The organism is Pigmentiphaga daeguensis, assembly GCF_039523035.1.
GTDB classification, from domain to species: domain Bacteria; phylum Pseudomonadota; class Gammaproteobacteria; order Burkholderiales; family Burkholderiaceae_B; genus Pigmentiphaga; species Pigmentiphaga daeguensis.
Genome location: NZ_BAAAEN010000004.1, coordinates 242,500 through 267,653 on the forward strand (window position 1 = coordinate 242,500; position 25,154 = coordinate 267,653).

The 25,154-nt window shown below is 68.1% G+C and carries 28 protein-coding genes; 14 read left to right on the forward strand and 14 right to left on the reverse strand.

The window, feature by feature from the left end; translation table 11 throughout:
* Positions 1-57: 57 nt before the first annotated feature.
* The 5 genes from ABD104_RS07855 to ABD104_RS07875 all read right to left on the reverse strand — a co-directional run bounded on the left by ABD104_RS07855 (position 58) and on the right by ABD104_RS07875 (position 6,699).
* Entirely contained in the window at positions 58-1,671 is a 1,614-nt protein-coding gene (locus tag ABD104_RS07855; RefSeq protein WP_087841024.1) for a DHA2 family efflux MFS transporter permease subunit, read from the reverse strand.
* A 25-nt stretch (positions 1,672-1,696) separates the two neighbouring features.
* Positions 1,697-3,007, reverse strand: coding sequence for an HlyD/EmrA/EmrK family protein (locus tag ABD104_RS07860; protein ID WP_087841023.1), 1,311 nt, complete (start codon positions 3,005-3,007; stop codon positions 1,697-1,699).
* A gap of 57 nt (positions 3,008-3,064) precedes the next feature.
* Entirely contained in the window at positions 3,065-4,489 is a 1,425-nt protein-coding gene (locus tag ABD104_RS07865; protein WP_087841022.1) for an efflux transporter outer membrane subunit, read from the reverse strand.
* Between the two features lie 94 nt (positions 4,490-4,583).
* Entirely contained in the window at positions 4,584-5,072 is a 489-nt protein-coding gene (locus tag ABD104_RS07870; RefSeq protein ID WP_087841021.1) for a MarR family winged helix-turn-helix transcriptional regulator, read from the reverse strand.
* A gap of 106 nt (positions 5,073-5,178) precedes the next feature.
* Complete coding sequence (locus tag ABD104_RS07875; protein ID WP_343927340.1) at positions 5,179-6,699, reverse strand: helicase HerA-like domain-containing protein; 1,521 nt, start codon at positions 6,697-6,699, stop codon at positions 5,179-5,181.
* Between the two features lie 233 nt (positions 6,700-6,932).
* Between ABD104_RS07875 and ABD104_RS07880 the strand changes: the two genes are divergently transcribed.
* The 10 genes from ABD104_RS07880 (at position 6,933) to ABD104_RS07925 (ending at position 14,744) form a co-directional block, all read left to right on the forward strand.
* A complete protein-coding gene (locus ABD104_RS07880; RefSeq protein WP_132980387.1) occupies positions 6,933-7,667 on the forward strand; it encodes a YebC/PmpR family DNA-binding transcriptional regulator in 735 nt (244 codons plus the stop codon).
* Positions 7,664-8,959 carry a phosphoribosylamine--glycine ligase gene (gene purD / locus ABD104_RS07885; RefSeq protein ID WP_132980386.1) on the forward strand — a complete coding sequence of 432 codons (1,296 nt, stop codon included), beginning with the start codon at positions 7,664-7,666 and terminating at the stop codon, positions 8,957-8,959. The genes ABD104_RS07880 and purD overlap by 4 nt, the downstream gene beginning before the upstream one ends.
* Positions 8,956-9,864 carry an oxygen-dependent coproporphyrinogen oxidase gene (hemF, locus tag ABD104_RS07890; RefSeq protein ID WP_087841017.1) on the forward strand — a complete coding sequence of 303 codons (909 nt, stop codon included), beginning with the start codon at positions 8,956-8,958 and terminating at the stop codon, positions 9,862-9,864. The genes purD and hemF overlap by 4 nt, the downstream gene beginning before the upstream one ends.
* Entirely contained in the window at positions 9,861-10,490 is a 630-nt protein-coding gene (gene nadD, locus ABD104_RS07895) for a nicotinate (nicotinamide) nucleotide adenylyltransferase (protein WP_254914665.1), read from the forward strand. Before hemF ends, nadD begins: the two co-directional genes overlap by 4 nt.
* Before the next feature lie 2 nt (positions 10,491-10,492).
* Entirely contained in the window at positions 10,493-10,852 is a 360-nt protein-coding gene (gene rsfS / locus ABD104_RS07900) for a ribosome silencing factor (RefSeq protein WP_087841015.1), read from the forward strand.
* A 91-nt stretch (positions 10,853-10,943) separates the two neighbouring features.
* Positions 10,944-11,417 carry a 23S rRNA (pseudouridine(1915)-N(3))-methyltransferase RlmH gene (gene rlmH, locus ABD104_RS07905; protein ID WP_087841014.1) on the forward strand — a complete coding sequence of 158 codons (474 nt, stop codon included), beginning with the start codon at positions 10,944-10,946 and terminating at the stop codon, positions 11,415-11,417.
* Between the two features lie 146 nt (positions 11,418-11,563).
* Positions 11,564-12,160 carry a Maf family protein gene (locus tag ABD104_RS07910; RefSeq protein WP_132980384.1) on the forward strand — a complete coding sequence of 199 codons (597 nt, stop codon included), beginning with the start codon at positions 11,564-11,566 and terminating at the stop codon, positions 12,158-12,160.
* Between the two features lie 67 nt (positions 12,161-12,227).
* Entirely contained in the window at positions 12,228-13,694 is a 1,467-nt protein-coding gene (rng, locus tag ABD104_RS07915; protein ID WP_087841012.1) for a ribonuclease G, read from the forward strand.
* A 124-nt stretch (positions 13,695-13,818) separates the two neighbouring features.
* Positions 13,819-14,313 carry a GNAT family N-acetyltransferase gene (locus ABD104_RS07920; RefSeq protein WP_343927341.1) on the forward strand — a complete coding sequence of 165 codons (495 nt, stop codon included), beginning with the start codon at positions 13,819-13,821 and terminating at the stop codon, positions 14,311-14,313.
* Positions 14,314-14,333: 20 nt separating this feature from the next.
* Positions 14,334-14,744 (forward strand): acyl-CoA thioesterase, encoded by a 411-nt coding sequence (locus ABD104_RS07925; RefSeq protein WP_087841010.1) that lies wholly within the window; start codon positions 14,334-14,336, stop codon positions 14,742-14,744.
* 257 nt (positions 14,745-15,001) lie between these two features.
* Here the strand turns inward: ABD104_RS07925 and ABD104_RS07930 are convergent, their stop codons facing one another.
* Entirely contained in the window at positions 15,002-15,901 is a 900-nt protein-coding gene (locus ABD104_RS07930) for a LysR family transcriptional regulator (RefSeq protein ID WP_087841009.1), read from the reverse strand.
* A 91-nt stretch (positions 15,902-15,992) separates the two neighbouring features.
* On the opposite strand from ABD104_RS07930, the gene ABD104_RS07935 reads away from it, so the two are divergent.
* From ABD104_RS07935 to ABD104_RS07950, 4 genes are all read left to right on the forward strand, one after another.
* Entirely contained in the window at positions 15,993-16,418 is a 426-nt protein-coding gene (locus ABD104_RS07935; RefSeq protein ID WP_132980383.1) for a GlcG/HbpS family heme-binding protein, read from the forward strand.
* A gap of 29 nt (positions 16,419-16,447) precedes the next feature.
* A complete protein-coding gene (locus tag ABD104_RS07940; protein WP_343927342.1) occupies positions 16,448-17,350 on the forward strand; it encodes a VOC family protein in 903 nt (300 codons plus the stop codon).
* A gap of 103 nt (positions 17,351-17,453) precedes the next feature.
* Positions 17,454-18,998, forward strand: coding sequence for a bifunctional 3-(3-hydroxy-phenyl)propionate/3-hydroxycinnamic acid hydroxylase (locus tag ABD104_RS07945; protein WP_279813736.1), 1,545 nt, complete (start codon positions 17,454-17,456; stop codon positions 18,996-18,998).
* A 22-nt stretch (positions 18,999-19,020) separates the two neighbouring features.
* Positions 19,021-20,004: a Bug family tripartite tricarboxylate transporter substrate binding protein gene (locus tag ABD104_RS07950; protein ID WP_165963283.1), complete on the forward strand. Its 984-nt coding sequence runs from the start codon at positions 19,021-19,023 to the stop codon at positions 20,002-20,004.
* Positions 20,005-20,080: 76 nt separating this feature from the next.
* Here ABD104_RS07950 and ABD104_RS07955 read toward each other — a convergent pair whose 3' ends face one another.
* The 8 genes from ABD104_RS07955 to rpsP all read right to left on the reverse strand — a co-directional run bounded on the left by ABD104_RS07955 (position 20,081) and on the right by rpsP (position 25,122).
* On the reverse strand, positions 20,081-20,461 hold the full coding sequence (locus ABD104_RS07955; RefSeq protein ID WP_087841004.1) for a DUF3597 domain-containing protein: 381 nt from the start codon (positions 20,459-20,461) through the stop codon (positions 20,081-20,083).
* A 109-nt stretch (positions 20,462-20,570) separates the two neighbouring features.
* Positions 20,571-20,822: a hypothetical protein gene (locus ABD104_RS07960; protein ID WP_130359865.1), complete on the reverse strand. Its 252-nt coding sequence runs from the start codon at positions 20,820-20,822 to the stop codon at positions 20,571-20,573.
* Positions 20,823-20,928: 106 nt separating this feature from the next.
* The gene (locus tag ABD104_RS07965; RefSeq protein ID WP_087841002.1) at positions 20,929-21,924 is read right to left on the reverse strand and encodes a CobD/CbiB family protein; all 996 of its coding nucleotides are present in this window, start codon (positions 21,922-21,924) and stop codon (positions 20,929-20,931) included.
* Positions 21,925-21,992: 68 nt separating this feature from the next.
* Positions 21,993-22,775, reverse strand: coding sequence for a CoA pyrophosphatase (locus ABD104_RS07970; protein WP_087841001.1), 783 nt, complete (start codon positions 22,773-22,775; stop codon positions 21,993-21,995).
* A gap of 142 nt (positions 22,776-22,917) precedes the next feature.
* Positions 22,918-23,301, reverse strand: a complete 384-nt coding sequence (rplS, locus tag ABD104_RS07975; protein WP_087841000.1) for a 50S ribosomal protein L19 — start codon at positions 23,299-23,301, stop codon at positions 22,918-22,920.
* Between the two features lie 122 nt (positions 23,302-23,423).
* On the reverse strand, positions 23,424-24,197 hold the full coding sequence (gene trmD, locus ABD104_RS07980) for a tRNA (guanosine(37)-N1)-methyltransferase TrmD (RefSeq protein WP_087841053.1): 774 nt from the start codon (positions 24,195-24,197) through the stop codon (positions 23,424-23,426).
* A 48-nt stretch (positions 24,198-24,245) separates the two neighbouring features.
* On the reverse strand, positions 24,246-24,854 hold the full coding sequence (rimM, locus tag ABD104_RS07985; RefSeq protein ID WP_087841052.1) for a ribosome maturation factor RimM: 609 nt from the start codon (positions 24,852-24,854) through the stop codon (positions 24,246-24,248).
* A 7-nt stretch (positions 24,855-24,861) separates the two neighbouring features.
* Entirely contained in the window at positions 24,862-25,122 is a 261-nt protein-coding gene (gene rpsP / locus ABD104_RS07990) for a 30S ribosomal protein S16 (protein WP_087840999.1), read from the reverse strand.
* Positions 25,123-25,154 lie beyond the last annotated feature (32 nt).

Consider the following 25,154-nt stretch of genomic DNA (forward strand, 5'->3'; position numbering starts at 1 on the left):
GATGGAATATAGTCGTTCGCGAGGCCGCCGTAAATTTCACGGCCGCCGCCCCGCCCTTCAGTGCGCGCCGCCCGCATCGACCGGGGCGCCCGCGCCGCGCTTGCCCGGCTTGGCCAGCCAGACCATAGCGGTCAGCACCAGGAAGATGATGGCCGAACCGTAGAAGATGTCGACCACGGACATTGTCAGCGCCTGCCCGTTGATCAGGTTGTTGACCGACGCCAGCGCCTGGTCCGGCGACATGCCCGCGCCCTGCATGCTCGAGAGCGCCTGCGACGTGGCGCCACTGCCGGCGGCGATGTGCTCGGTCAGGTGGGCATGATGCATGGCCGCCCGGTCCTCCCACATCGTCGTCGAGATGGAAGTGCCGAACGCCCCCGCGGTGATTCGCAGGAAGTTCGACAGGCCCGAGGCGCTGGCGATCTTGTCAGGCGGCAATCCGGCCAGGGTCAGCGACACCAGGGGCACGAAAAAGGCCGCCATCCCCGCACCCTGGATCACCGTGGGCTCGAGCAGGGTCACGATGTCGGCCTGCGGCGTGAAGTTCGAACGCATGAAGCTGACCGCGGCGAACACGCCGAAGGCGACGGTCACCAGGATGCGGGGATCCGTGCGCGCCAGCATGCGGCCGACGATGGGCGTGAACACGATGGCCAGCAACCCGATGGGCGCGGTCACCATGCCGGCGTCGGTAGCGGTGTAGCCCATCTGCGTCTGCAGCCACAGCGGCAAGAGCACCACGTTGCCGAAGAACACCGCGTAGGCGATCGACAACGTCAGCGCGCCGACGGTGAAATTGCGCCCCGCGAACAGCCGCAGGTCGACGACGGGATGCCGGTCGGTCAGTTCCCAGATGATGAAGAACACGAAGCCGACCACGGCGATGACGGCCAGCGTCACGATGGTGCCGCTGGCGAACCAGTCGAGCTCCTTGCCCTTGTCCAGCATGATCTGCAGCGCCGCGATCCAGACTACCAGCAGCACCAGCCCCATGGTGTCGATGGGCAGCTTGCGGATGGGCGATTCGCGCTTGTGGTAGATGCTCCAGCTCACCCATGCCGCCACCAGGCCGACGGGGATGTTGATGTAGAAGATCCACGGCCACGAATAGTTGTCGGAGATCCAGCCGCCCAGCAAGGGGCCGGCCACGGGAGCCACCAGGGTAGTCATGGCCCACAGCGCCAGCGCCATGCCGGATTTCTCGCGGGGGTAGCTGCCCAGCATCAGGGTCTGCGACAGCGGAATCATCGGGCCGGCCACCAGGCCCTGCAGCACGCGGAACGCGATCAGCGATTCCAGGTTGGGGGCGAGACCGCACAGCCACGACGCGACGATGAACAGCAGCACCGAGGCGATGAACAGCCGCACCTGCCCGAAGCGCATGGTCAGCCATCCCGTCAGCGGCAGCGAGATGGCATTGGCCACCGCGAACGAGGTGATCACCCAGGTACCCTGGCTGGTGCTGACCCCCAGGTCGCCCGAGATGGCCGGCAGCGACACGTTGGCGATGGACGTGTCGAGCACGTTCATGAACACCGCCGCCGACAGGGCGACCGTGCCCAGCAGGCGCTGGCCGCCCTGCAGCGGCGGATGGGCCGCCGCCGGACTGCCGGGCGCGGGGTTCGCGGCGGGCTCGTCGGCCGCCGCCGGGGAAGAAGCGTTGGTCGTCATGGAAGCATCCGTGGCCGGCGCGGCTTTACATCACGCCCGCGCCGTGGCGAGCGACCGTCGTCGCGCCGCCCAGCTCGGCACGGACGGGCGTCGAGATGTGCAGCGGCGAGGTCTTGGCCATCGCGGGCTTGGCTTCGGCCGCGCGGCCGCCCAGGTTCTGGGCGATGGTGGCGGCCACCAGGGCATCGGCATCCTCGCGGGCGTGGTCCATGACCGTGGTCGAGTAGGCGGGCTCGGTGCGCGTCGCCTCGGCCAGCGCGGGGCCGTCGGTGGACGACACGTCCACCGAGACGTTCATGGACAAGCCCACGCGCAGCGGATGCGCCTCGATTTCCTTGGGATCCAGGGCAATGCGCACCGGCACGCGCTGCACCACCTTGATCCAGTTGCCGGTGGCGTTCTGGGCAGGCAGCAGGGCGAACGCACTGCCGGTGCCGGCGCCCAGGCCGGCGACCTTGCCGTGGTATTCGACCTTCGAGCCGTAGACATCCGCCTCCAGCGTGACGGGCTGGCCGATGCGCATGCGGCCCAGTTGCACTTCCTTGAAGTTGGCATCCACCCACACCTGGTCCAACGGCACGATAGTCATCAGCGAGGCGCCGGGGGCCACGCGCTGCCCCACCTGCGCGCTGCGCTTGGCCACGTAGCCGGTCACGGGCGCGGGCAGCGTGGTGCGCGACAGGTTGATGTAGGCCTCGCGGACCTTGGCCGCGGCGCCCAGGACGTTGGGATGCTGCTCGACGCTGGTGCCGTCGGTAAGCGCGGTATTGGTGGCGAGCTGCTCGCGCGCGGCCACCAGGGCCGCCTGCGCCGAGGCCAGCGCCGACTTGGCGTTGCTGACCGCGGTTTCGGCGTGCAGCAGTTCTTCGCCGCTGACCGCGCCGGACGAGGCGAGCTCCTGCCGGCGCTTGGCATCGTTCTGGGCCTTGGCAAGATCGGCTTTCGCGCGCTCGATGTCGGCCTGGCGCACCGCGATGTTGGCGGTCAGCGCGCCGTTGTTGGCGTACAGCGTGCGCACCTGGCGCACGGTCTGGGCCAGCGCGGCCTGGGCCTGGTCCAGCGCCACCTGTGCGTCGGCCTTGTCCAGCAGGATCAGCGGATCGCCGGACTTCACGTAGTCGGTGTCATCGGCCTGGATGGCGACGACCGTGCTGGCGATCTGGGGCGTGATCTGCACCAGGTTGCCCTGCACGTAGGCGTCGTCGGTGCCTTCGTAATGGCGGGCCACCAGCGCCCACCAGGCGCCGTAGGCGACGGCGGCCACGGCGAACACGCCTGCGGCGCCCAGCAGCAGTTTCTTGCGGGGGTTCTTGGAAGCTTGTTGTGCGGTTTCCATCTCTTTTTCCCTTGCGCCGCGCTGCGCGCGGCATGAACAGGTGTTCGACTCGTTCGGCTAGCGCGCGGCGGCGACCGGCTCGGCCGGGCCGGCGGGCAGTTCCGCGCCGCCGCCCAGCGCCTTGGCCAGCGCGACGTCCAGCGTCAGAGCGCGGGCCTTCAGATCGGTATCCAGCCGGGTCTGCGTCAGCACCGCGCTCTGCGCGGTCAGCACGCTCAGGTAGTTGCCCAGGCCGGCGCGATAGCGCTTGACCGCCAGCTCGTAGGCCTGCTCGATGGCCTCGCGGGCCTTGCGCTGCTCGCCGCTCTCGCGGTCCAGCGCGCGGATCGACGCCAGCGTGTCGGCCACTTCGTTGACGGCATGCAGCACGGTCTGGTTGTAGGACGCGATGGCCAGATCGGTGTCCGCCGCCCGGCCCTTCAGGTTGGCATTGAGCCGCCCGCCCTCGAAGATCGGCAGGGTGATGGCCGGGCCGACGCCGATGATCTGGCTGCCGGACTTGAACAGATTGGACAGCCCCAGTGCCGACGTGCCGACGAAGCCGGCCAGGTTGACGTCGGGATAGAACATGGCCTTGGCCGCGTCGACGTTGCGCTGGGCGGACTCGACCCGCCACCGGGCAGCGACGATGTCGGCGCGCCGGCCCAGCAGCGACAGCGGTATGCTGGCCGGCACCTCGGTGCCGGGCGACACCAGCGGCACCGGCCGGATGGCCGCGCCGCGCTCCGGGCCGGCCCCCGCCAGCGCGGCCAGTTCGTTGCGCTGCAGGGCGATGCTCTCGTCGACCTGCGCCAGTTGCGTACGGGCTTCGGCCAGCGCCGAGTCGGCCTGCTTGACCTCCACCTGCGTATCCAGCCCCGAGGCATAGCGCTGGCGGGTCAGGTCGGCCACGCCCTCGCGCTGCCCGATGGCGGCCAGGAGCACATCGCGCTGAGCGAACAGACGCTGCAGGTTGAAGTAGGCCGATCCCACCGCGCTGGCCAGGATGCCCACCGCCGCCTGGTTCTCCGCCTGCGCCGCCCGGCTTTCGGACACCGCGGCCTTCAGCAGCGAGCCGTTCTTGTTCCAGAAGTCCAGTTCATAACTCACGTTCAGCGCCAGCCGCGAATCGGTGCGCACGCCGCCGGCCAGCGGCGCCGGGATGGCGCCATGCTCGGTATAGCGCTGGCGGGTGGCGGTGAAGGTACCGTCGACCTGGGGCAGGCCGTTCGCGCGGGCGTTGCCCACGGCTGCCTCGGCGCGCGCCAGGCGGGCCTGGGCGATGACGATGGACGGGCTGCCCGCGATGGCCTCATCGACCAGGCCGTCCAGTTGCGCATCGCCGTAGCGATGCCACCACTGCTGCACAGGCCACCTGACGTCGGCCTGCGCCATGCCCAGCGTGGGCGCATCGACCAGGCGGGCGTGCGAGGCGCCGTCCCGGTCCATGCCGGCGCACGCGGCCAGGGCGGCGACCAGGGGCACTAGCAAGATTTTTTTCATGGAAGCTTACGATCCGCTGAATTTAGTTGCCTTGCCTATTACTGCTTAGGCAGTCATAAAAACGAAACAAGGGCCGCGCCCCGATGGCCCGGCCTCAGCCGCGCTGGGCGCCGTTGGCCGCCATGCGGCGCAGCAAGGACTTCAATTGCTGGACTTCCTGTTCGGAAAAGTCGCGGGTGTGCAGATCGACCGCGTCGTGCAGGCGCTGCGGAACCTGCTCGGTGGCGCGCACGCCCTCTTCCGTCAGCTCCAGCTTGATGACCCGGCGGTCTTCCGCGCTGCGCACCCGCCGTATCAATCCCTTGGATTCGAGGCGGTCGAGCATGCGCGTCATGGCGCCGGTGTCCGAACAGGCGCTGCGCGCGAGTTCGGCCGCCGTTTCCCCCCGCCCCATGGCGAGCAACATCAGCGGACCCCATTGCATGGCCGTCAGGTCGAGCGCCGTCATTTCGGCATCGACGGCGCGCTGCAGCGACAAATGGGCCTGCTTGATCAGGTAGCCCACGCTTTCTTCCGGGTCGTAGCGCCGAATCAGGTCGGCCAGCTCCGGAGAAATGCGGGGGGACGAGGTGGAATCTGCCATGCCGGCATTATTGCTGCATAGGCAATGGTTGTCAATGCAGTAATAGACCCACTTATAGTCCCTGCTGGCGACAGGGGCTTCATGGCCGCGCCATGCGCGGCCGGTATCAGCGCCGCTTGCCCAGCAGCGAACCGAGCAGCCCGCGGGTCAGGTCGCGCGCGAGCTGGGTGCCCATCGAGCGCACGGCGCTGCGGGCGGCCGACTCCAGCACGCCTTCGCGGCGGCCGCCCCGGGGGCCGGTGGAACCGAACAGGATGTCGCGCAGGCCATCGGCCAGGCCGCCCTCGGACGCCGGCTGCTGGCCAGGCTGGGCCGGGGCCGCGGCGCCGCCCGAGGCGGCCGTGCCGCCCCCCGCGCGGGCAACCAGGATTTCATAGGCCGATTCCCGGTCGACGGCCTTTTCATAGATCCCCGCCACCAGCGACGACTGGCGCAGCGCCTGCCGCTCGGCGTCGGTGGCCGGGCCGATCCGGCTGCCCGGCGCGACCACGTAGGCGCGCTCGGTCGGTCCCGGCCGGCCCTTTTCGTCCAGCAGCGAGACCAGCGCCTCGCCCACGCCCAGCTCGGTGATGGCGGCGGCGATGTCCAGGCCCGGATTGGGCCGCATGGTGTCGGCCGCCGACTTCACCGCCTTCTGGTCGCGCGGCGTGAAGGCCCGCAGCGCGTGCTGCACGCGGTTGCCGAGCTGGCCCAGCACCGTCTCGGGGATGTCCAGCGGGTTCTGGGTGCAGAAATAGACGCCCACGGCCTTGGAACGGATCAGCCGGACCACCTGCTCGATCTTGTCCAGCAGCGCCTTGGGCGCGTCGTTGAACAACAGGTGCGCCTCGTCGAAGAAGAACACGAACTTCGGCTTGTCGGTGTCGCCGGCCTCGGGCAGGTGCTCGAACAGCGTGGACAGCATCCACAACAGGAAGGTCGCGTACAGCGTGGGCGACTGCATCAGCTTGTCGGCGGCCAGGATGTTGACCACGCCGCGCCCCTGGGCGTCCGTCTGCATCAGGTCGTCGATGTTCAGCATGGGTTCGCCGAAGAAGCGGTCGCCGCCCTGCGCCTCGAGCGCCAGCAGGCCGCGCTGGATCGCGCCCACCGAGGCGGCCGAGACGTTGCCGTAGCTGGTCTTGAACTGGGCGGCGTTGTCGCCCACGTACTGGAGCATCGCGCGCAGGTCCTTCAGGTCCAGCAGCAGCAGGCCGTTGTCGTCGGCGATGCGGAACACCATGGTCAGCACGCCGGACTGGGTGTCGTTCAGGTTCAGCATGCGGCCCAGCAGCAGCGGCCCCATGTCGGACACCGTGGCCCGCACCGGATGCCCCTGCTCGCCGAAGACGTCCCACAGCGTGGCCGGGCTCGCGCCCCAGGCCAGCTCGTCCAGCCCCAGCGACTTGAGCCGCTCCTGCAGCTTGGGCGTGGGCGCGCCGGCCTGGGAAATCCCGGTCAGGTCGCCCTTGACGTCGGCCATGAACACCGGCACGCCCTGGCGCGAGAAGGCTTCGGCCATGACCTGCAGGGTGACCGTCTTGCCGGTGCCGGTCGCGCCGGTGATGCAGCCGTGGCGGTTGGCCATGCCCGGCAGCAGGAAAAGCTCGGTTTTGGCGTTCTTGGCAAGGAGAATGGGAGCGGCCATGATGGTTCCGTTGGTCAAACTGGGCGGCGGGGTTGCGGGGATTCTGTGCGCAAGGCCCCGCTCTTGTCAAAAGCCGCGCCGGGCCTGGCTCCGCGCCCCGGTTCGGGAGCTTTCGCAGGGCTGGGATGGTGCGCGGTCTGTGGTATTGGCAGCAAGTGGACCTTCCTCCGGGAGCCGCCACCTGCCGGTCAAGCTAAAATGCCCCTTTCATCGTTACGACACAAGCGATTTCCATGGCCGGACATAGCAAATGGGCCAATATCCAGCACCGCAAAGGGCGCCAAGACGCCAAGCGCGGGAAGCTGTGGACCAAACTGATACGTGAAGTCACCGTGGCCGCCCGCGCCGGCGGCGCCGACCCCGACACCAACCCCCGCCTGCGCCTGGCGTGGGACAAGGCGACCGACGCCAACATGCCCAAGGACACCATCCAGCGGGCCATCGCGCGCGGCGCCGGCGGAGCCGACGGCGACAACTACGAGGAAGTCCGCTACGAAGGCTATGGCATCGGCGGAGCGGCCGTCATCGTCGACTGCATGACCGACAACCGCACGCGCACCGTGGCCGAGGTCCGCCACGCCTTCGCCAAGCACGGCGGCAACCTGGGCCAGGAAGGCTCGGTCGCCTTCATGTTCAAGCACTGCGGCCAGTTCCTGTTCGCCCCCGGGACGCCCGAGGACAAGGTCATGGAACTGGCGCTGGATGCCGGCGCCGAAGACGTCATCACCGACGACGAAGGCGTGATCGAGGTCATCTGTGCCCCCACCGACTACGTCGCCGTCAAGCAGGCCTTCGACGGCGCCGGCATGAAGGCCGAGATGGACGGCATCGTGATGAAGGCGCTCAACGAAACGGCCCTGTCCGGCGAGGACGCCGAGAAAATGCAGAAATTGCTGGACGTGCTGGAATCCCTGGACGACGTCCAGGAGGTCTACACCACCGCGGTCATGGACGAGTCACCCACATGAAGCTTCTCGTCATCGGCTCCGGCGGCCGCGAACACGCCCTGGCCTGGCAACTGGCCAAAGCCGCGAAGACCCAGAAGGTGTTCGTCGCCCCCGGCAACGGCGGCACGGCCCTGACCTCGCACCTGCAGAACATCTCCCTCACCGACCCGACGCAACTGGCCGACTTCGTCGAAAAGGAAGGCATAGGCCTGACCGTTGTCGGTCCCGAGGCCCCGCTCGCGGCCGGCGTGGTGGACATCTTCCGCGCGCGCGGCCTGAAGATCTTCGGTCCCACCAAGGCCGCCGCGCAGCTGGAAAGCTCCAAGGACTTCGCCAAGGCCTTCATGGTCCGGCACGGCATTCCCACCGCCAAGTACCAGACCTTCACCGACCCGGCGCAGGCGCACGCCTACATCGACCAGGAAGGCGCGCCCATCGTCATCAAGGCCGACGGCCTGGCCGCCGGCAAGGGCGTGGTGGTCGCCGCCTCGGTCCAGGAAGCCCACGCCGCGGTCGACGCCATGCTGGGCGACGGCAAGCTGGGCCAGGCGGGCGCCCGCGTGGTGATCGAGGAATGCCTCGAGGGCGAGGAAGCCAGCTTCATCGTGCTGTGCGACGGCAAGCACGTGCTGCCGCTGGCCACCAGCCAGGACCACAAGCGCCTCAAGGACAACGACGAAGGCCCCAACACCGGCGGCATGGGCGCCTACTCGCCCGCCCCCGTGGTCACGCCCGAGCTGCATGGCCGCATCATGCGCGAGGTCATTTGGCCCACCATCCAGGGCATGGCCAAGGACGGCATTCCGTTCACCGGCTTCCTGTACGCCGGCCTGATGATCGGCCCGAACGGCATCAAGGTGCTGGAATTCAACTGCCGCATGGGCGATCCGGAGACGCAGCCCATCATGATGCGCGTCAAGAGCGACCTGCTGGAAGTCTTCGAGCACGCGGTGGCCGGCACGCTGGACCAGGCCAACATCGACTGGGACCGCCGCACCGCGCTGGGCGTGGTCATGGCCGCCCACAACTATCCCGATACCCCGCGCACCGGCGACGTCATCCGCGGCCTGCCCGCCGAGACGCCCGACAGCATGGTGTTCCATGCCGGCACCACCGAAAGCGGCGGCGAGGTCCGGACCAGCGGCGGCCGGGTGCTGTGCGTCACGGCGCTGGGCGACTCCGCCCGGCTGGCGCAGCAGCGCGCCTACGACGTGCTGCAGTCCATCCAGTTCGACGGCGCGCAGTACCGCCGCGACATCGGCTGGCGCGCCATCACGCGCCGCAACGCCCCCGCGGAGCCCGGCACGGCATGAAGATAGACACCGCGCTGACCCGCGCCTATTTCACCGGCCTGCAGTCCCGCATCGTCCAGGCCCTGGAGGAAATCGAAGGCGGCCCCTTCCGTTCGGACGCCTGGGAGCGGGCCGAAGGCGGGGGCGGCGTCTCCCGGCTGATCGAGGGAGGCCGGGTGTTCGAACGCGGCGGCGTGCTGTTCAGCCACGTGACCGGCGCCACGCTGCCGCCCTCGGCCAGCGCCCACCGCCCCGAGCTGGCCGGACGCCCCTGGGAAGCCATGGGCGTCTCGCTGGTGATCCACCCGCGCAATCCCTACGTGCCCACGGTGCACATGAACGTGCGGGTGTTCATTGCCAAGTCCGTCCATGCATCGGACGACGATGACGTGTTCTGGTTCGGCGGCGGCATGGACCTGACCCCGTACTACCCCTTCGAGGAAGACGCGGTCCATTTCCACCGCGCGTGCAAGGCCGCGCTCGACCCCAGCGGCGCCGATCTCCATCCGCGCTTCAAGAAGTGGTGCGACGAGTACTTCTACCTCAAGCACCGCAAGGAAGCCCGGGGCCTGGGCGGCATCTTCTTCGACGACTTCAACGAAGGCGGCTTCGACCATGCCTTCGCCGCCACCCGTTCGGTGGGCGATGCCTTCCTGGATGCCTACCTGCCCATCGTGCGCCGGCGCCTGGCCCTGCCCTACGGCGAACGCGAACGCGACTTCCAGGCCTACCGCCGCGGACGCTACGTCGAGTTCAACCTGGTCTTCGACCGCGGCACGCTGTTCGGCCTGCAATCGGGCGGGCGCACGGAGTCCATCCTGATGTCCATGCCGCCGCTGGCGCAATGGCGCTACGACTGGCACCCCGAACCCGGTTCGCCCGAGGCCCGCCTCTACGAACTGCTGCCCCCCCGGGACTGGGTTTGAGCGCCTCCACGACACCTCGCATCGGTCTTCTGGGGGGCAGCTTCGACCCCATCCACGAAGCGCACCTGACGCTGGCCCGCACGGCGCTCGCCCACCTGGGCGCAGCCTCGGTCCAGCTCATACCCGCGGCCGCGCCGTGGCAGCGCCAGCCCCTGGCCGCCACGGCCGAACAGCGCGCGCAGATGGTCGCGCTGGCCATCGCCGGCCAGCCCGGTCTGGCCCTGAACCGGATCGAGATCGATCGCGGCGGTCCCAGCTACACCATCGATACCCTGCGCGCCCTGGCGGGCGGCACGGGCACGCCGGTTGCTGGAGACGCTCGCTACGTCTGGATCCTGGGCGCGGACCAATTGGCGAATTTCTGTACCTGGAATGAATGGCAGGGCATCGTCGCGCTGGCCGATCTCGCGGTGGCCGGCCGCCCTGGCAACGAGCCCGAGCCGCCCGCTGCGCTGCACGCGGAACTGGCGCGGCACGGGCGCACCCTGCACCGGCTGCCCATGCCCGAGATGGCGATATCCAGCTCCGGCATCCGGCAACGGCTGGCCCGCGGCGAATCGGTCGACGGCCTCGTTCCCCCCGCCGTACTTCGGTACATCACCCAGCATCGCCTGTATCAGGCCTGAATATGGACATACGCAAACTACAACGCGCCGTCGTCGATGCCCTCGAGGACGTCAAGGCGCAGAACATCACGGTGCTGAACACCACCCACCTGACCAGCCTGTTCGACCGCGTCGTCATCGCGAGCGGCACCTCGAACCGGCAGACCCGGGCCCTGGCTTCCAGCGTGAGCGAGAAGATCAAGGCCCTGGGCGGCGAGGTCATCGCCACCGAAGGCGAGGAAACCGGCGAGTGGGTGCTGGTGGACCTGGGCGACATCGTCGTCCATATCATGCAGCCGGCCATCCGCCAGTACTACAACCTGGAAGAGGTCTGGGGCGGCAAGCCCGTCCGGGTGAAGTTGAGTCCCCCCCCTACGCGCTGACGCGCGCCCCCCAGGGGGCGATGCGAGTGGACCGGCAAAGCCGGATCCACCGCATCCTGGGTCTGGACATCTGACTAACGAGGCTTGGGGCATGAAGCTCATCATCATCGCCGTGGGGCATCGCATGCCGGGCTGGGTGGACGAGGCCTATGCGGACTATGCCAAGCGCATGCCGCCCGACCTGCCGATCGAACTGCGCGAGGTGCGGCCGGAGCCGCGCACCACGGGCAAGACCGCCGCGCAGATGCAGGCGCTGGAAGCCCGGCGCATCGAAGCCGCCCTGCCCGCCGGCGGACGCTGGCTGGCCCTGGACGAGCGGGGCCGCGACCTGACCACGATGGACCTGTCCAAACAGATGCAGCAATGGCGCGACGACGGCCAGGACGTCGCCCTGCTGATAGGCGGGCCCGACGGGCTCGACCCCGACCTGAAGCGCCGCTGCCACGGCATGCTGCGGCTGTCCAGCCTGACGCTGCCGCATGGCATGGTGCGCGTGCTGCTGGCCGAGCAACTGTACCGGGCCTGGTCCATCCTGGCCAACCACCCCTATCATCGAGGCGGCTAGGATGAAACCCACCCCCTACCCGCTTACGCGGGCCCCCTCAAGGGGGCGACGCTGGCGGACCGGCAAAGCCGGATCCGCGGCGTCCTGGACCAACCAGCACCCGCTTCATCCGTCACGAAAGGCGCATCGCGCCATGGGGCGCTGACATGCCTCCCATCTACCTCGCCTCGCGCAGCCCGCGCCGCCGGGAACTCCTGGCGCAACTGGGCGTCGAGCACGAATTGCTGCTGCCGCCGCCCTCGAACGGTCCCGACGAGCCGCAGCTACCGGGCGAACCCGCCGCCGACTACGTGCGCCGCACGGCCCGCGAAAAAGCGCTGACCGGCGCCGAACTGCTGAAGCAGCGCAAGCTGGCCGAGCGCCCCATCCTGGCGGCGGACACGACCGTCATCCTGGACGGCGAGGTGCTGGGCAAGCCGGTCGACCGGGACGATGCCCAGCGCATCCTGGCCCGGCTGTCGGGGTCCGAGCACGAGGTGCACACGGCCCTCGCGCTGGTCCATCGCGGCGCGCTGCACGAAGACGTCTCGATCACCCGCGTGCGCTTTCGCGAACTGACGCCGCGCGACATCGCGCGCTATTGCGACACCGGCGAACCCTACGACAAGGCCGGCGCCTACGGCATACAAGGCCTGGGCGGCGTATTCGTGCAGCACATCGCCGGCAGCTTCACCGGCGTGATGGGCCTGCCGCTGTACGAGACGGCGCGCCTGCTGGGGCTGGCCGGCATCGTCCTGCCCTGATCCCGGCCCCGCCGGCACCCGACTCGCGGTAAGCTGCGGATAGTCGCGCACGCCACCGGCACATTCCATGACCGAAGACATTCTCATCAACGTATCCCCCTACGAAACCCGGGTCGCCGTCATCCAGCAGGGAGCCGTCCAGGAACTCCACATCGAGCGCACCTCGCAAAAGGGCTACGTCGGCAACATCTACCTCGGCCGCGTCGCGCGCGTGCTGCCGGGCATGCAAAGCGCCTTCATCGACATCGGCCTGGGCCGCGCCGCCTTCCTGCACATCGCCGACATCCGCGAAAGCCGCCAGGAGCGCGCCCACGGCGGCCACCCCGCCACGCCCATCGAGAAACTGCTGTTCGAGGGCCAGACCCTGATGGTGCAGGTCATCAAGGACCCCATCGGCACCAAGGGCGCCCGCCTGTCCACCCAGATCAGCGTGGCCGGCCGCATGCTGGTCTACCTGCCCTACGATCCCCACATCGGCATCTCGCAGCGCATCGAATCCGAGGCCGAGCGCAACCAGTTGCGCGACCGGGTCCAGCGCCTGGTGCCGGCCGAGGAGAAAGGCGGCTACATCGTGCGCACCCAGGCCGAGGATGCTTCCGACGAGGAACTCGCGGCCGACATCGCCTACCTGGGCAAGCTGTGGGCCATCATGCAGCAGCAGGCCCGCACCAAGGGGGCGCCGTGGCTGCTGCACGAAGACCTCAACCTCGCGCAGCGGGTGCTGCGCGACGTGGTCAGCACCGAGACGGCCTCCATCCAGATCGATTCGCGCAGCAGCTTCACCCGGCTGCTGGCCTGGGCGCGGGAGTTCACGCCCTCGGTCATCGACAAGGTCATGCACTACACCGGCGAACGCCCGCTGTTCGACCTCTACAACGTCGACGAGGAAATCAACCGGGGCCTGTCGCGCCGGGTCGAGCTGAAATCGGGCGGCTACCTCATCATCGACCAGACCGAGGCGCTGACCACCATCGACGTCAACACGGGCGGTTTCGTCGGCGGACGCAACTTCGACGACACCATCTTCAAGACCAATCTCGAGGCGGCGCAGGCCATCGCGCGCCAGTTGCGGCTGCGCAACCTGGGCGGCATCGTCATCCTCGACTTCATCGACATGGAGAACCTGGAACACCGCGAGGCGGTGCTGGGCGAACTGCGCAAGGCGCTGGCGCGCGACCGCACGCGCATCACGCTCAACGGCTTCACCCAGCTGGGACTGGTCGAGATGACGCGCAAGCGCACGCGCGAATCGCTCAGCCACGTGCTGTGCGAATCCTGCCCCACCTGCCAGGGCCGGGGCCAGGTCAAGACCGCGCGCACGCTGTGCTACGAGATCCTGCGCGAGATCCTGCGCGAGGCGCGGCAGTTCAACCCCAAGGAATTCCGCATCCTGGCCGCCCAGGCAGTGGTGGACCTGTTCCTGGAAGAGGAAAGCCAGAACCTGGCGGCGCTGGGCGATTTCATCGGCAAGCCGATCTCGCTGCAGGTCGAGGGTATTTATAGCCAGGAGCAGTACGACATAATTTTGATGTGATGCGGATGTCCTGGATCAAACGGCATGCGCACGCAACCACGGCCTAGGCATGGGCCGGGCTTGAACTCGTGTATCGTGTTCACGAGGCGCTCCTGACAATCGGCATATCCCTTTGCAGCCATCCATGACACTCCCATCCCTGCGCCCCCTCTCCATCAACGACTACGAACCCATCGCCTCGGTGGTCGACGACTGGTGGGGCGGCCGTCCCATGCGCGGCCTGTTGCAGCGCCTGTTCTTCGAGCACTTCCGCGACACCAGCTTCGTCGCCGGCCAGCCCGGGGAAGTGCGCGCCTTCCTGATCGGCTTCGTCTCGCAATCGGAAGCGGGCGTGGCCTACATCCATTTCGTCGGCGTCGACCCCACGCTGCGCGCCGCGGGCCTGGGGCGGGTGCTGTACGAGCGATTCTTCGATACCGTGCGGGCCCGCGGCTGCCGCGAAGTGCGCAGCATCACCTCGCCCGCCAATAGGGGCTCGATCGCCTTCCACCGGCGCATGGGCTTCGAGCTGGCGCCCGGAACCGGTGTCGTCGACGGCGTCCCCGTCCATCTCGACCATGCCGGCCCAGGCCAGCATCGCGTGTGCTTCCACAAGCCCATCGCGCCCGCCCTTTCCTGACGAACCCAGCCCGTCTCTCCATGCAAACCGCGCACACCTTCCGGCTCCCCTACAAGATCCACTTCTCGCGCTGCGACCCGGCCGGCATCATCTTCTATCCGCAGTACTTCATCCTGTTCAACGACCTGGTCGAGAGCTGGATAGACGCGATCCTGCCCGGCGGCTACCACGGCCTGGTGGGCGAGCGGCGGGTGGGCATGCCGACCGTGCACATCGAATCGGACTTCCGCGCAATCAGCCGCTTCGGCGAGCAGGTGTGGCTGGAACTGGAGGTCACGCGCGTAGGCAACCGCTCGCTCACGCTGGCCTGGCGCTGCGTGGGCACGGACGACGTCGTACGGATGTCGGCGGTCCAAACCCTGGTCACCACCTCGCTGGACACGCACAAATCGATCGCCCTGCCCGACGACCTGCGAACTGCAATAGGGTAGGGGGGGCCCCCCCCCTACGCCCTTCGGGCGCCCCCCAGGGGGCGAAACCGGCGGACTGGCAAAGCCAGATCCGCGGTTTCCTGGGTCTAGTTCCTTTATCTTGGGTTGGAGCACCTGTGCTTCGCTGGCTGCCAGCGGTAGCAACGGTGTGACATACCAAGATAAAGGAACTAGACCCAGGATGCGGTGGATCCTGGCTCCGCCGGTCCACCCGCATCGCCCCCTGGGGGGCGCGCGTCAGCGCGTAGGGGGGGGCCCTACCCTCTGAACAATTCGTGCACCTGCGCTCGCAGCCACATGTTGCCGGCGTCCTTGTGGAAGCGGCGCGGCCAGAACTGGTGGACTTCGATGGTGGGGACCTTCAGCGGCACGTCCACCATGCGGATGTCGGCATGCTGCACGCAGACGGTGGCCATGTCGTGCGGCACGGTAGCGATCAGGTCCGAGCTTTCGATGATGGGCAGCAGGCTCGTGAAATGCGAGGTCTCGAGCAGGATCCTGCGCCGCAGTCCCTTGCGCTGGAGATATTCCTCGAACAGGTGTTCCCGCCCCGGCCTGACCGCCGCATGCGGCAAGGCCAGGTATTGCTTGAGCGTGAGCGCATCGCCCACGTCGGGATGGCCGCGGCGCACGATGCAGACGTAGGGATTGCGGAACAGCAGCTGCTGGAACATGCCCGCCTTGTGCAGGTCGGGAAAATAGCCGATGGCCAGTTCGGCCTCGCCCGACTCCAGCGCCTCGGCCGCGGCGTGGCGCGGCATGGCCAGGGTGCGCAGGTTCAGCCCCGGGCCGGCCTGGACGAAACGCGCCAGCAGTTTGGGCACGAAGTTGATCTCGCCGATGTCGGGCGTGATCAGCGTGAAGGTGCGCTCGCTGGTGGCCGGGTCGAAGGTGTGGGCCTGCAGGATCTCGCTCTTGACCGTCTCCATGACGCGGCGCACCGCCGGAGCCAGCGCCAGCGCGCGCGGCGTGGGCTGCATCTGCGCCCCGGTCCGCACGAACAGCGCATCGTTGAACAGCGTGCGCAGGCGGGCCACGGCGGCGCTCATGGCCGGCTGGCTCAGGCCGATGGCCTCGGCCGCGCGCGACACGCTGCGATGCTCCAGCATGGCGTCGAACACACGCAACAGGTTCAGGTCCACATGACGAATATCCATGGGGTGGATTTTAACTATTCACCCAATCGTCTGGATAGATATTCCTCCGGCCCGTAGACTGCCCGCATCACTCATACGAACGGAGACTCCCATGCCCGGCCTGACCCTGGAACAGGCGAATGCCATCATCGCGGGCGCGCTGGCGCATGCCGCGGGCAAGGGCTACAAGCCCATGGCCGTGGTGGTGCTGGACGCCGCCGGCCATCTGAAGTCGGCCCAACGCCAGGACGGCGCCAGCATGTTCCGCGTGGACGTTGCCACCGGCAAGGCCTGGGCCGCGGTGGGCATGGACGCCTCCAGCCGCACGCTGGCGCAGCGCGCCAAGGACAACCCGAACTTCTTCGTCACGCTGGCGGCCACCGCGCAAGGACGCTTCCTGCCGCAGACCGGCGCCATCCTGATCCGCGATGCCGCGGGCGCCGTCCTGGGCGCGGCCGGCGCCAGCGGCGGCACGGGCGACGAGGACGAGGAAATCTGCATCGCCGGCGTCACGGCGGCCGGCTTGCAGGCGGGCTGACGCGGCACGCATCACGGAGCAATCACCCCATGGCATCTTCCACCATACAAGGGCTGCGTAGCGTGGCCCTGGAAGTCCCCGACCTCGACAAGGCGGAAGACTTCTATACCCGCATCTGGCACCTGGACGTCGTGGCCCGCGAGCCGGACGCTCTGTATTTCCGCGGCACCGGCCAGGACCACCATCTGCTGGCGCTGCACCGCGGCCCGCGAACGGCCATCCGCCACGTCACGCTGCGGGCGCACGACGAGGACGCCTTGCGCGCGGTCGCGCGCGCCGGCATCGAAGCGGGCGGAACGCTGGCAATCCCCATCGGCCCCGTGGCCGATCCAGCGGGCGGCCTCGGGCTGCTGCTGCGCGATCCCGATGGCCGGCTGATCCAGGTCGTGACCGGCGATGCCCGGCACGCCCAGGCAGCCGACGTGCCGGACCGCCCCGTGCGTCTCGCCCATGCTGTCCTGAACAGCGCCGACGTCGCCGCCACCCGGCGGTTCTTCGAGCAGGCGCTGGACTTCCGGCTGGCCGATCTCACCCGCATCATGGCCTTCATGAATTGCAATGCCGACCATCACACGATCGCGGTGGGCATCACCGACAACAACGCGCTGAACCACATCGCCTTCGTCATGCCGGACCTGGAGTCGGTCATGCGCGGCGGGGGCCGGATGAAGGACGCCGGCTACGCGATCGAATGGGGCCCGGGCCGCCACGGCCCCGGCGACAACGCCTTCAACTATTTCATCGGCCCCTTCGGCGAGGTGATCGAATACACGGCGGAGGTGGAACAGATCGACGACGGCTACGTCGCGGGCGGCCCCGATGACTGGAAATGGCCGCCGGGCCGCGTGGACCAGTGGGGCATCTCGCCGCCGCCATCGGCGCGCCTGAAGACCGCGCAAAGCGAAGTGTTCTTCGTACCTTCGTCGGCCTGACCCTTTTCCCGACTCACGGATCCATCATGCGACACCCTCACGCCCGGCTGGCGGGCATGGCCCGTCTCGCCCCGAAGAAACACCCCGCATCCGGAGGCCGGGCATGAACGCCTCCACGCATCCCCTGTACGACGTCGCCATCGTCGGCTTCGGCCCTTCGGGGGCGGTCGCCGCCGGACTGCTGGGCAACCAGGGATTCAAGGTCTACGTCTGCGACCGGCAGCACGACGTCTACGACAAGCCGCGCGCGATCGCGGTCGATCACGAGATCATGCGGGTCTTCCAGCAGCTGGGACTGGTCGATTCCATCTCCCGGTACGTGGAACCCTTCACGCCATCGGAGTACTTCGGCGTGGATGGCCAGCTGATCAAGCGGCTCACGATGGTCGAGCCGCCCTACCCTCTGGGCTACACGCCCTCGAACGTCTTCACCCAGCCTCCGGTGGAACGCATCCTGCGCGACCACGTCCAGCAACTGCCGAACGTGCGCGTCGAACTGGACACCACCCTGCTCGGCCTGGAACAGGACGCCTCGGGCGCCAGGCTGGACGTGGCCCACGCGAACGGCAGCCGCGCCAGCCTGCGCGCGAAGTACGTCATCGGCTGCGATGGCGCCTCCAGCACGGTGCGGGAGCTGGCGGGCATCGAACTGGAAGACCTGGAATTCGACGAACCCTGGCTGGTGGTGGACGTCCTGGCCAACGAACGCGGACTGGCCAAGCTGCCCCGCACCAGCGTGCAGTATTGCGAGCCCGACCGGCCGTGCACGCTGGTGATCGGTCCAGGCAACCACCGGCGCTGGGAAATCTCCCTCAAGCCGGACGAAGATCCCCGTGCCGTCACCCAGCCCGAAGCAACCTGGAAACTGCTCTCGCGCTGGCTGACACCGGAGGACGGCGAGCTCTGGCGCCAGGCAAGCTACCGTTTCCACGCGCTGGTGGCGCGCGACTGGCGCCGCGGACGCGTGTTCGTCGCCGGCGACGCCGCCCACCAGCAGCCCCCCTTCCTGGGCCAGGGCATGTGCCAGGGCATACGCGACGTCGCCAACCTGAACTGGAAACTGGCGGCCGTGCTGCGGCGGACGGTCACGGGCGCCCAGGCCGACGCGCTGCTCGACAGCTACGGCATCGAGCGCAAGCAGCACGTGCGCAGCCTGACCGGGCGCATCAAGGCCATCGGCGCGGTGATCTGCGAACGCGACGAGGCCCGGGCCCGCGCCCGCGACGCGCGCCTGCTGGACGAATGCGGCGGCACGGTACGCGACATGCCGCGCCAGGAAGTCATTCCGCCGCTGGAGCAAGGACTGTTGGCCCGAGCCGGCACTCCCGCCCGCGGCACGCTGTTCCCCCAACCCTGGATCAGGCAGGCGGGTGCCACCGTCCGCCTGGACCACGCGGCGGGAGACGGCTGGTGGCTGGTGCTGGACGCCCGCCATGCGGGAACCGTGCCGCCCCTTCCGCCGGCGTGGGGCATGACCACCCTGGACCTGGGTGCCCTGGCCGAGACCGAAGGCGTGTGCCGGGCGTGGTTCGAGCGTTACCGCTGCACGGCGGCCGTGGTGCGTCCCGACCGCTATGTCTACGGCGTCGCGGCCGATGCGCGCGAACTGGACGCCTTGCTGGACGAACTACGCAGCGCGCTGCATTGACCCATTACGCGAGGAGACAACGATGAACAGAAGACACGCCATCCGGACCCTGGCCACCCTGGCCGCCGTCCCGGCGCTTTCCCCCATGCGGTCGGCGCTGGCGCAGGCCTGGCCCGACAAACCGGTACGGCTGCTGCTGTCGCAGCCTCCCGGATCCGGTCCGGACAACATCGCCCGGCTGTTGTCCGAGCGGCTGTATCCCCGCTGGGGCCAGGCCGTCGTGATCGAGAACAAGCCGGGGGGCCAGAACACGGTGGGCGCGCAGGCTGCCGCCCGGTCGCCCGCCGACGGCTACAACTTTTATTTCGCGACGACCGCGGCGCTGGTCACCAACGCCTTCCTGTTCAAGCAGTTGCCCTATGACCCCGCCAAGGATTTCGTGCCGGTGGCCTTCGTCGCCCGCAGTCCGTTCGGCATCCTGGTCAAGGCCGATTCGCCCATCCGCAGCGTCGAGGAGCTGATCGCCAAGTCCAAGGCCGCCCCGGGCACCTTCACGCTGGGCAACGAGGGGCCGCGCACCTTCGGCGGGATGATCGCCCGCCTGTTCAATGCCCGCTCCGGCGCCCAGGCCAACCTGGTGCCCTACGTGTCGGTGGGCGTTTCCGCACAAAACCTGATGGGCGGGCACGTGGATGCGATCGTTGCCGACGTGGCCTCGACCGCGCAGCTCGCCAGGCAAGGGCGCCTGCGGCTGCTGGCGGTGACCTCGGACAAGCGCCTGGCCGACTGGCCGCAGGTGCCCGCGGTGTCCGAACTGCTGCCCGACTTCGACATGGTGGGCTGGTTCGCCATCGTCGCCCCCGCCGGCACGCCAGCGGCGGCGATCGAGCGGGTCAACCGCGACGTCAATGCGCTGCTGGCCGATGAAGAAGTCGCAGGACGCATCGCCGCCATCGGGCCGATCGCCGCGCCGGGCTACAGCCCCGCGCAGACCGGCGATTTCCTCAGGCACGAGCACGCACGATGGGCCCAGATCACCAAGGAAATCAACATCCTGCCGGAGTGAAACAAGAGCGATCGTAAAACAAAGGGCCCCCGTGCTTGCCGCTGCGCGCCGGCAAGCACGGGGGCCCTTTTTCCGATCACTTCTTCAGGTCGTCGGGAACCTTGCCGCCGTTGTCGGCCAGCTTCTGCATCACCTGTTTGTGCAGCCAGATGTTCATCGAAGCCGAATCGTTGGTATCGCCGCTGTAATGCAGTTCGGTCGCGAGCTGCTTGCGGGCCGCCAGGCTGCTGTCCAGCCCCAGCAGCTTCATCAGGTCGACGATGGACGTCTTCCAGTTGAGCTTCTCGGGATTCTTGGCCGCCATCGCGTTCAGGATGGACTCCACGTCCACCGCCGGCATCGCGGCCGGCGCCGGGACGCCACCGGGCGCGGGCGCGGCCGCAGGAGGCGCCTCCTTGGCTACGGCAGGATGGCTGGATGGGAAAATCTTGTCGAGTATGGCCTTGAAAATGCTCATATCTTCCCCTAATCGTCGTGAATGGCACATGCCTGCGCCGATTGTATAGATCGCCGTCCAGCGCCAAGCCCAGGGATGTAACGGGATGCAATAACTGAGAAACCCGGCCCTACAGCTTGAACCAGCGATCGTTCTCGATCTCGTCGGCGATGCGGATCTCGGCCTCGTCCAGGCATTCCTGCTCGGATTGCGCGGGAATGTCGCGCAGGGCCAGGGTCGGCCCGAGCAGCAGTCGCCTGCCCTCGCTCTGTTCGTAGATCTTGCAGTTGACGTCCCAGGTGCCCGGGCCACGCTGCAGCGGGTCTATCTCCACTTCCAGCACACGGGAAGTGCGATTCGGGCAATATTGGAAAGAGAACATGGCTGGCCCCGCTCCGGTCAGTTCGACCGGGCCACTATAGCGCCGGAAACCTCGCCTGGCCTCATGCAGTGCAGCATGGCGCCGGCCATGCCCGTCACGCCCGGCCTCAGGAGGCCCAGGACACCAGCGACAGCAGCAATAGCAGCGCCATCCAGAGCACCACCGCCCGCCACAGCAGCCCGACCGCCGCGTGAAGCGTGGCCGGGTCCGGCAGGCGCGCCGGCTCGTCGGGCGCCTCGGCGGCGGCGGTGAACTCGCTGGCCGCGGAGGCCGGCTGGACCGGCCCCACCAGATCGGGATCGACCGGCTCGACCGGCGGCTGCCACTTGCCCGACACCGGCGCCAGGCGTACGCCCAGCGCGCCCGCGGCGCTTTCCACCACCACTCCGCGCTGGGGGTCGTCCCAGCTGGAGGCGCGCTGGCGCCACCCGTACAAGGCATCCTCGAAATTGCCGACGATGGCGAAACCGACCGCGGTCATCCGGGCGGGAATCCAGTCCAGCAGGTGGAAGGCCCGGCGGGCCACTTCGCCAAAGGCATCGGTGCGATCGCCCCACTCCTGGCGGGCAATGCCCGCCAGCTTGTACAGCACGGCGCCGGACGGACCGGGCAGCAGCGCATACCAGAACAGGACCCCATAGACGTTCCGGTGCGAGGCCACCACGCCTTCCTCGATCGCGGTGCGGCAGATCTCCGGCACGGTCATGGTCTCGACGGACACGTTGCCGCCGGAAGCCCGCAGCCACTCCTGCAGGTGGCTGCGCGCCAGCGTGACGTCGCCACGGGCCAGCGCGAACTGGATCTCGGTGAAGTGGTGGCTGAACTGCCGGAACCCCAGCGTGAACCACAGGACGACGACATGGAACACCAGCGAGAAAACGGGATGCACCGACCATGCCAGCGACCCGATCAGCCATATCGCCAGGGTGGGGACGACCACCACCAGCAGCCAGCCCAGCACGGCATAGCCACGGCTGCCGGCGTCCAGCGCATGGCCCGCCCAGCGGCAGGCGGCGCGGGCGGCTTCATGGACGGCGTTGGAACGCGGCAGGGGCCGGACTTGTTCGGCAAGAAAGGCAAGAAGGAGTGCGAAGAAGCTCATGAGCGCATTCTAGATTGCATAGCCATGGTTTTGCATCATCCCTCGCGTGCGCGAGGTGGACACGGGGATCATGCGCGCAGGAATTGATAGAGATTGCGCAGCATGCCCGCCGTTGCCCCCCAGATGAAGAACTGCTTCCACGGCATCGAGTAGTAAGAGCGCAAGCCGCCTGCCGGCAGCGTGGCGCTGTGCAGCCGATGATTGGCCGGGTCCATCAGAAAGCGCAGCGGCACCTCGAATACTTCGGCCACCTCGAAGGGATCGGGACGCGGCGTGAAATCCGGGCGCACCAGCCCCACCAGCGGCACCACGCGGAATCCCGTGCCGGTGAAGTAATCCGGCAACTGGCCGATGACCTCCACCAATCCGCGCGGCAACCCGGTCTCTTCCTCGGTCTCGCGCAGCGCGGCGTCGGTCACCGACGAATCGCTGGGTTCCACCCGTCCGCCAGGAAAACTGACCTGGCCGGCGTGGTCATGAAGATGCGCGGTGCGCTGCGTCAGCATGACCTGGATGCCGTCGGGCCGCAGCATCATCGGAACCAGCACCGACGCCAGCCGCAGGGACCGGTCCGCGGCGCGGGCCGGATTGATGTCCTGCGCATCCGGCGTCCAGGCGGGCGGCGCGGCGAAACGGTCGCGCAGCGCCATCGGCGTCAGGCGCGTCTCGGGCACGGCGACCAGTCCGCCCGGGTTGGCGACCCAGGGCTGCGCGACCGGATCGAAGGCCGGGCGCTGCGGCGGACGCCGGGCAGGCGGAGCGAGGGAGTCGGGCTGGATTTCCTCCGGCGTATCGTCGATCTCGTCTGCCGGAGCGTCGCTATGTTGGTCGGTCGGAATGGATGATGACATGTGAAACGGAAATCCGGCGGAAACGCCGTCGTTATCGGCATGGCTAGAGCATACTCCCGAGGGGGCGCTTTTGCCTTGGGGCGGCCCGGCGGCAAAAAAAAGCGCCCCACACGGGGGCGCTCATTTTGCAGTACCGCGGGAATCAAGCCTTGGCAGCAGGCGCGTTGCGAACCAGCTTTTCCTTGATCCGGGCCGACTTGCCCGAACGGGAACGCAGGTAGTACAGCTTCGCGCGGCGCACGTCACCGCGACGCTTGACTTCGATCGACGCGATGGTCGGCGCGTACAGTTGGAACGTACGCTCGACGCCTTCACCCGACGAAATCTTGCGGACAATGAACGACGAGTTCAGGCCACGATTGCGCTTGGCGATGACCACGCCTTCGTATGCCTGGACGCGCTTGCGGTTGCCTTCAACCACGTTGACGTTGACCACCACGGTATCGCCGGGGGCGAATTCGGGAATGGTCTTGTTGGCCGTCAAGCGGGCCAGCTCTTCTTGCTCGAGGACTTGGATCAGGTCCATTTCTATCTCCAATGACCATCATACGTGGCGGTTCTGCTTTTGATGGCACCGCTACCAGAGGATGGGAACTCCCACCGGACTCATGCCCGGCAGGCTTGCTGCAACGCCGGCCGCCAGGGCGGTCAGCGCTTGTCTTCCCTTTGCAGGTCGGACAGAAACTTCTCGTCGTCGCGGCTCAACCACCCGCGCTCGCGTGCCGCCTCGATCAGGTCGGGGCGCTTCCTGCTCGTCGCTTCCAGCGACTGGCGGCGCCGCCAACGCTCGATGTTGGCATGATGCCCGGACAACAGCACGTCGGGCACCGGCTGGCCGTCATAGACTTCCGGCCGAGTATAGTGCGGACAGTCCAGCAAGCCGGACAACCGCTCGTTGAACGAATCCTGCACGGCGGATTCGTCGTCGTTCAGAACGCCGGGCAACAGCCTGACCGCGGCATCCATCATCGCCATCGCGGCGATTTCTCCGCCGGACAGCACGAAGTCCCCCAGCGACACTTCCTGCGTCACCCAGCGGTCGATGAACCGCTGGTCGATGCCTTCGTAGCGCCCGCACACCAGGATGGCCCCCGTTCCGCCGGCCAGTTCGCAAGCCTGGGCCTGGTCGAAACGACGCCCCTGCGGCGACAGCAACACCACCGGCGCCTCGGGCAAGCCGGCCTGCGCACGCTGGTCGCGCGCCGCGCACACGGCTTGCTCCAGAGGCTCGACCCGCATCACCATGCCGGGTCCGCCGCCATAGGGCCTGTCATCCACGGTGCGATGCACGTCCACCGTGAAGTCGCGCGGATTCCAGGCCTGCAACTGCCACCGGCCCTGCGCATGCGCCCGGCCGGTTACGCCCTGCTGGCTGATGGCCTCGAACATCGGGCCGAACAGCGTGATCACGTCGAACCGCAACATCTCGTCCATGGCCCGGGCCCAAGCCCTTTGTTCACGCCCGACGGGTCAGAAACCCTCGGGCCAATCGCTGTCTATGCGCCGGGCGTCGAGATCGACACCACGGATATACGCGTCGACGAAAGGCACCAGGGTCTCGCGCCGCCTGCCGCGCGCATCCAGCAGCGGCTGCGTCGGCTGGCCTGGAGCCACGGGTTCGACGCAGGCCACGTGCAGGATGGCATGCACCCCGTTGTCACTGACTTCCGTCACCGAGCCCAGGACGACCTCCCGGTCCGAGGCATCCTTGCCCGTCAATTCGCAGCCGATCAGGTCCACCCAATAGAACTCGCCTTCGGCAAGCCGGGGGAACTGGCTGCGCGGCACCAGCACCGTCCAACCCTTCCAGGCCAGGGCCTGGTCCCGGTCGGACACGCCGGGGAAGGTGGCCGTCACCACCGCGCCATGGCGCTTGGCGTCGGCCACTTCGACACGGCGCACTTCCGCGCCCTTGCGCAGCCACCATGTACGACTGCCCAACAAGGCCTCGGACTGGGCCGAATACGGCTGGACCTTCAGGCCGCCGCGCACGCCGAAGGCCTCCGCCACATGCCCGACCTCGACGAGATCGGCGGGCAGAGCGGGATCGCTAACGGACCCCGTGGACGCGGCGGACACCACGAAATCAGGCAGCCGGCGCGACCTTGGCGCCGTATTCCTTGACGAGACGGGCCACGGCCGGCGACAGCTGGGCGCCGTTCTTGGTCCAGTGCTCGACGCGGTCGAGCGCGATGCGCAGGCCTTCTTCACCCTCGGAAGCGACGGGGTTGTAGAAACCCACGCGCTCGATGAAGCGGCCATCGCGGCGATTGCGCGAATCGGCAGCAACGAGGTTGTAGAAGGGGCGCTTCTTCGAGCCGCCGCGGGACATACGAATCACCACCATAGGTAATTCCTTGGAAAAAGTTGACTAAGAAA